We start from the raw sequence: 1,276 nt of genomic DNA on the forward strand, positions 1-1,276 counted from the left end.
ATCCGGCCGCACTTGCCGCCCTTGGCGAGGCTGAAGCCGAATTCTCCGGCGCCACGGCCGCCAACGAAGCAATCCGGCCGCCGGCCGATGCGCTCAGCCGCTTTGCCAAGGCACTCGACGCCGAGGCCGGGCCTGCGCGCAAGCCGGCAGGATCGTCCTGGCTGGCGCAGGCCTGGGGCCGCTTCATGGCGGTGCCGGTCGGTGTCGCCTGGGCGGCAGCCGCGGTTCTGCTGGCCCTGGTCATGGTGCAGTCGTTTGTCGAACCCGGCGGCAAGGGCAATGATTTCGAGATTGCCGGCGCGGAAAACGATCCGGCGAAAATGCCGTTCGCGCTGGTCAAGTTCAAGCCGGATGCCAGGATGTCGGACATATCCGCCTTCCTCGGCAGCAACGGCATGAAGATCGTCGGCGGACCGACCGCCGACGGCGTGTTCCGGCTTGGCATCCCGGCTGCCAACGCAGCCGACTACACCAAGCAAATCGGCCTCATTGCCGCCCAGCCCTTCGCGGAAACTGTGATCGAGGGAAGGAAACCGGTTGATGGCGGCTGAGGCGGTCATTCGATTTGCGGCAGTGCTTGCGACGGCGATGGCGATCGCCGTGCCCGCGTCGGCGCAGACCAGCAGCGCCAATCCTGATCGGACGCAAATCGACTGCGGCGATGGGACCAATGCGGCGGGAGCCGACTGCGCCAAGGATGGCAGCGACACAAAGGGCGGATCGGACGCAGGCCAATCCGGCGCCGTCTTCCTGCCGGCGCTGATCGTCGACCTGTTTCCTAACCCGGCGGCGCCTCCGACCCCTGTGCCGACGCCACGGCCGGCACCCGCGACGCCGCCTGCCGATAACCAAGCCGGCCCCCCGCCCGGTGGCCCGATCGTCTCGCCGACCGATCTCATTGCCGTTCAGCCGCCGCGCGCGGTGGTCGGCGATTTCGTGCCCGACGAGGTGCTGGTGACCGTCGACGGCGATGCCGGCGCCGTCCAGCAGATCGCCGCTTCTTTCGGCCTGCAGGTGCGCTCGCAGCGCCAGTCGCTTCTGCTTGGCACCACGCTTGTGCGCTTCGGCATTCCCGACGGCCGGCCCGTCGGCGTCGTGCTGGCGCAACTGGCCGCCGACGGCCGCACCCAGCGGCGCGAGCCCAACCATGTCTATTCGCTGCAGCAGGCCGCCGGCATCGTCAACTATGCGTTCGATCGTATCGCGCTCGATGCCAAGCAGGCCAGCGGCGAAAACGTCCGCATCGCGGTGATCGACACTGGCATCGACGACACCA

General features: G+C 68.3%; 1 protein-coding gene and 1 pseudogene. Both read left to right on the forward strand.

What is annotated here, in order from left to right; genetic code table 11:
- The coding region (locus EN893_RS34395; protein ID WP_128362185.1) for an anti-sigma factor at positions 1-551 on the forward strand (551 nt) is incomplete at its 5' end.
- Positions 541-1,276 (forward strand): annotated as a pseudogene (locus EN893_RS34400) (peptidase S8); the annotation flags it as partial. The gene EN893_RS34395 and the pseudogene EN893_RS34400, both read left to right, overlap by 11 nt.

It is taken from the genome of Mesorhizobium sp. M7A.F.Ca.CA.004.04.2.1 (assembly GCF_004022825.1).
Lineage (GTDB): Bacteria > Pseudomonadota > Alphaproteobacteria > Rhizobiales > Rhizobiaceae > Mesorhizobium.